We start from the raw sequence: 4542 nt of genomic DNA on the forward strand, positions 1-4542 counted from the left end.
GTCGAACCCGTCCGGCACCACGCCGCGCGGCCGGGCCAGCGCATAGGGGCCGCGCGCCAGGAAGCGGCCGGAGCCGGGCTGGGCCAGCACCTCGCCGTCGCGCACCGCCACCTCGCCACGGCGGATGGTGACGCTGGGCCAGCCCTTCACCGCCATGCCCTCCCACGGCGTGTAGTCGATGGCGTGGTGCAGGGCGGAGTTGTGGATGACCCGCTCGGCATCCGGGTCCCACAGCACCAGGTCGGCATCGGCGCCGGGGGCCAGGCTGCCCTTGCGCCCGGCCAGGCCGAACAGCGCCGCCGCATTGGCCGAGGAGAGGCGGACAAAAGTGGGCAGGTCGATGCGCCCCTTCGACACGCCTTCCGAGAACAGCACGGGCAGCCGCGTCTCGATGCCCGGCACGCCATTGGGGATGGCGTTGAAGGCGGGCGTGCCATCGGCGCGCTGCACCGCCGCCCCCGTGCCATAGGCGCTGCCGCCCGCCACCCGCTTCTGGGTCGCGAAGGAGAAGCCGCAATGGTCGGAGGTGACGACATCCAGCGTGCCATCCTGGATGCGGCGCCAGATGCGCGCGTTCTCGCCCTTCTCGCGCAGCGCCGGGGAGCAGACCGCCTTGGCGCCGGCGAAATCGGCGCCGGTCAGGTCGTCATGGTCGAGGGTGAAGTATTGCGGGCAGGTCTCGCCCCAGACCTTCAGCCCGCGCGCCTTGGCGCGCGCGATCTCGGCCGCCGCCTCCTCGCAAGAGACGTGGAAGATCTGCACCGGCTGGTCCACCAGCTCGGCCAGCGCGATGGCGCGGTGCGTCGCCTCGCGCTCGACGACGGGCGGGCGCGACCAGGCATGCTGCAGCGGGTCGGTCAGCCCGGCCTTCAGCAGCGCCTGGATGCGCCAGCCGATGGCGTCGAAATTCTCGCAATGCACGGTGACGAAGGCGCCGAGCTTCTTCGCGGTGGCCAGCACCTCCAGAAACTGAGCGTCGGTCAGCCGCAGCGGGTCATAGGTGAGGAAGACCTTCAGGCTGCGGATGCCGCGCGCGACCAGCGCCGGCACCTCGCGCTCCAGCACCTCGGGCGTCGGGTCGGTGATGATCTGGTGGAAGGAGTAGTCGGCGCGGGATTGCGCCGCGCGGGCCTCGTAGCCGGGGGCGGAGGCGGCGAGGCTATGGCCCTTCCATTGCGGCAGGAAGCAAATGAAGGAGGTGGTGCCGCCCGCCAGCGCCGCCGCCGAGCCACTGGAAAAGCTCTCCTCATGCAGCGAACCGTCCTGGCCCATCTCCTCCAGATGGCAATGGGAATCGAGCCCGCCCGGCGTGACGATCATGCCCTTGGCGGAGATCTCCTCCCGCCCGCGCGGCAGGTTCAGGCCGAGCGCGGCGATGCGCCCGTCGCGGATGCCGATATCGGCCTCGAACACTTCCGAGGCCGTGGCCAGCGTGCCGCCGCGCACCACCAGATCGAAGTCTTCCATCATCGCCTCCCTTCAGCGCCGGTCCGCGGCCTCGGTGGCGTGGCCGCGGCCGAAGCGCCGCTCCAGCCCACGCTGCGCCAGATCCCAGGCGGTGGTCATCAGCAGGTAGTAGAGCGCCGCCACGGCGAACAGCTCGAGCACCAGGAACCGTTCCTGGATCAGGATCTGCGTCCGCCGCAGCAGCTCGTCCATGGAGATGACACTGGCGACCGAGGTGGTCTTGAGCAAGCCATTCACGCTGTTGCCGAGCGGCGGGATGATGATGCGCAGCGCCTGCGGCCAGATCACCAGCCGGAAGGCCTGCACGCCGCGCAGGCCGAGCGCCAGCGCCGCCTCGCGCTGGCCCTTGGGCACCGCCTGGATGCCGGCGCGCACCGTCTCCGACAGATAGGCGGCCTCGTTCAGCGACAGGCCGAGCAGCGCCGCCGCCGGCACCGAGAGCCGCAGCCCGAACAGCGGCAGCGCGGTGTAGATGACCAGCAGCTGCACCAGCAGCGGCGTGCCGCGGAACAGCCAGCAATAGGTCGCCGCCCCGCCCGCCAGCCAGCGATTGCCGGAGAGCCGCAGCAGCGCCAGCGCGATTCCGAGCGCCAGCCCGCAGACCAGCGCCCCGGCCGTCAGCCCGATGGAGAGCAGCGCGCCCTCCAGCAGATACGGGTTCGTCAGGTAGCCGAAGAACCCTTCCCAGGACCAGATGCGCATCGCCCGCGCTTACGGGGCGGGGCCGACCACGGCGAAGGGCTCGTCCCAGCCGCGCACGCCATACTGCTCCAGCAGCTTCGTGTAGAAGCCATCGGCGCGCATCTCCTCCATCGCCTTGGCGACCTCGGCCGCCAGCACGCGGGAGCGGAAGCCGAAGGCGATCGGCGTGGCGAACAGCCCGCTGACGGCGCGGGTGAAGTCGCCGCGCGTCTCGTATTCCTTGGCGGTGCTGTCGATCGAGATGCCGGCATCGATCTGCCCGACGCGCAGCGCCTGGAAGGAGACGGCGAAATTGTCGAAGGCGCGCACGGTGGGCGCCCGGCCGCCGGCGGCCTGCACCTGCTTCACGATGTCCAGCGCGCGGTTGTATTCGAAGCCGCCCTGCTCGACGCCGATCGACAGCCCGGCCAGATCCTGCACCCCCGCGATGCGGCGCGGATTGCCGCGCGGGACGGAGATCGAGATCGCCTGCTGCTCATAGCGCACCAGCTGCATGATCTTGGCGCGCTCCTCGGTGAAGAACATGCCGGTGTTGATCATGTCCCAGCGCCGCGCGGCCAGGCCCGGGATCATGGCGGCGAATTCCACCCGCACATGCTCGGCCTTCAGGCAGAGGCGGCGGGCGATCTCGCTGCCCAACTCCACCCGCATACCGCGCAGCGCGCCGGTGGAATCGACGAACTGCATCGGCGGCAGGGTCGGGTTGGTGGAGAGGGTGAGGGTGCCCGGCGTCACCAGCTCGGCATTCGGCACGCGCGGCGTGCAATTCTGCGCCGCGGCGGGCAGGGCGAGGGCAAGCAGCAAGGCGCCGGTCAGGGCGGGAAGGATGCGCATGGGTCCTGGGCCTCCGGGGGCGGATGCGATGGGTGGGATCAGGCGGCGAGCAGGCCGAGCCCGGCCAGCACATCGCGCAGCGCGGGGATGTCGGCCTCGGGCAAGGGCAGGCGGGGCGGGCGGGGCTGGCCCATGTCGAGCCCGGCGAGGCGCAGCGCCGCCTTGGTGCCGGAGACGTAGCGCGGCCCGCCGACGAAGGGCAGCAGCGGCGCCAGCCGGCGGTAGAGCGGCAGCGCCGTCTCCCGGTCTCCGGCCGCGGCGGCGTCGAACATGGCGGCGGAGAGTTTCGGCGCGACATTGGAGCAGACCGCGACCCAGCCCACCGCGCCGAGGAAGGCGCTCTCATAGCCCAGCACGCCGGCGAAGACCGTCATCCGCTCGCCGCAGAGGGCGATGATGTCGCGCACCCGCGTCGGATCGAGCGTCGATTCCTTGATGTAGCGGCAATTGTCGATCCGCGAGAGCCGCGCCACGGTCGCCGGCAGCAGGTCCACATTGGCCGTCGCCGGATTGTTGTAGACCATGACGGGAATGCCGATGGCCTCGCCGATGGCGCGGTAATGCGCGAACAGCTCATCCTCGGTCGGCACCGAATAGAAGGGCGGGATCACCATCACGCCCTGCGCGCCCATCGACTCGGCCTCGCGCGAGAGCGCCACGGCCTCGCGCGTGTCCTCGGCGCCGGTGCCGACCAGCACCGGCACCCGGCGGGCGGCGGCGCGCAGCACCGTCTCGACGATGGCGGCGCGCTCCTCGCGCGAGACGGACAGGAACTCGCCGGTGGAGCCGAGCGGGATCAGGCCGCGCACGCCGTTCGCGATCTGGTACTCGACCAGCCGCGCCAGCGCCGGCAGGTCCGGCGCCGCGCCATCGGCGGTGAAGGGGGTGACGAGGACGGTGTAGGTGCCGCGAAAGGGTTCAGCGGTCATCGAGTCACGGCTCCGGGGCGTTTTCGTCATACGGACTGTATACGATCTGCGCGCGATGGCCATATCCTGGCCGCGGCTTTTTCCTGGATCCGATCACCCCCGCGATGCGCCTCTCCAGCCCTGGCCTGACCCCGCTCGGCCGCGAATTCACCTTCACCTTCGATGGCCGGGAGATCCCGGCCCTGCCGGGGGAGACGGTCGCGGCGGCCCTGGCGGCGCAGGGCATCCTGGCCCTGCGCCACACCGCCTCGGGTGCGCCGCGCGGCCTGTTCTGCGGCATGGGCGCCTGCTGGGACTGCCTGGTGACGGTGGAGGGCCGCGCCGGCGAGCGTGCCTGCCAGGTGAAGGCCGCGCCCGGCCTCGACATCCGCTCCGCCCCGCCCGGCCAGCCATCGCCGCTGGCCGCCACCGTGCCGGAGCTGGAGGAGCGCGCGCCCGACCTGCTGGTGGTGGGCGCCGGCCCGGCCGGCCTTTCCGCCGCCATCGAGGCAGCCCGAGCCGGCGCGCAAGTGCTGGTGCTGGATGAGCGCGACGCGCCGGGCGGGCAATATCTGAAGCCGCTGGCCGCGCACCGCGCCGCCCGGCCCGACGCCCAGCACCGGCGCGGCGA

The 4542-nt window shown here is 71.8% G+C and carries 5 protein-coding genes; 1 reads left to right on the forward strand and 4 read right to left on the reverse strand.

Going from position 1 to position 4542, the window contains the following annotated elements; all coding sequences use genetic code 11:
* The 4 genes from hydA to HMPREF0731_RS01205 all read right to left on the reverse strand — a co-directional run.
* Nucleotides 1-1467: dihydropyrimidinase (gene hydA, locus HMPREF0731_RS01190; protein WP_040612106.1), on the reverse strand; the 1467-nt coding region annotated here is incomplete at its 3' end.
* A 12-nt stretch (nt 1468-1479) separates the two neighbouring features.
* On the reverse strand, nt 1480-2169 hold the full coding sequence (locus HMPREF0731_RS01195) for an amino acid ABC transporter permease (RefSeq protein WP_007002159.1): 690 nt from the start codon (nt 2167-2169) through the stop codon (nt 1480-1482).
* A 9-nt stretch (nt 2170-2178) separates the two neighbouring features.
* On the reverse strand, nt 2179-3003 hold the full coding sequence (locus HMPREF0731_RS01200) for an ABC transporter substrate-binding protein (RefSeq protein WP_007002160.1): 825 nt from the start codon (nt 3001-3003) through the stop codon (nt 2179-2181).
* A 38-nt stretch (nt 3004-3041) separates the two neighbouring features.
* Nucleotides 3042-3932: a dihydrodipicolinate synthase family protein gene (locus HMPREF0731_RS01205; RefSeq protein WP_007002161.1), complete on the reverse strand. Its 891-nt coding sequence runs from the start codon at nt 3930-3932 to the stop codon at nt 3042-3044.
* A gap of 104 nt (nt 3933-4036) precedes the next feature.
* Between HMPREF0731_RS01205 and HMPREF0731_RS01210 the strand changes: the two genes are divergently transcribed.
* A partial coding sequence (locus HMPREF0731_RS01210) for a (2Fe-2S)-binding protein (protein ID WP_007002162.1) occupies nt 4037-4542 on the forward strand: 506 nt, incomplete at its 3' end.

The sequence above is a fragment of the Pseudoroseomonas cervicalis ATCC 49957 genome (assembly GCF_000164635.1).
Lineage (GTDB): Bacteria > Pseudomonadota > Alphaproteobacteria > Acetobacterales > Acetobacteraceae > Pseudoroseomonas > Pseudoroseomonas cervicalis.

Bases quoted from the DNA above. Each gene is read 5' to 3' on its own strand.
- HMPREF0731_RS01195 (WP_007002159.1), bottom strand. From the start codon at position 2,169: ATGCGCATCTGGTCCTGGGAAGGGTTCTTCGGCTACCTGACGAACCCG.
- HMPREF0731_RS01200 (WP_007002160.1), bottom strand. From the start codon at position 3,003: ATGCGCATCCTTCCCGCCCTGACCGGCGCCTTGCTGCTTGCCCTCGCC.
- HMPREF0731_RS01205 (WP_007002161.1), bottom strand. From the start codon at position 3,932: ATGACCGCTGAACCCTTTCGCGGCACCTACACCGTCCTCGTCACCCCC.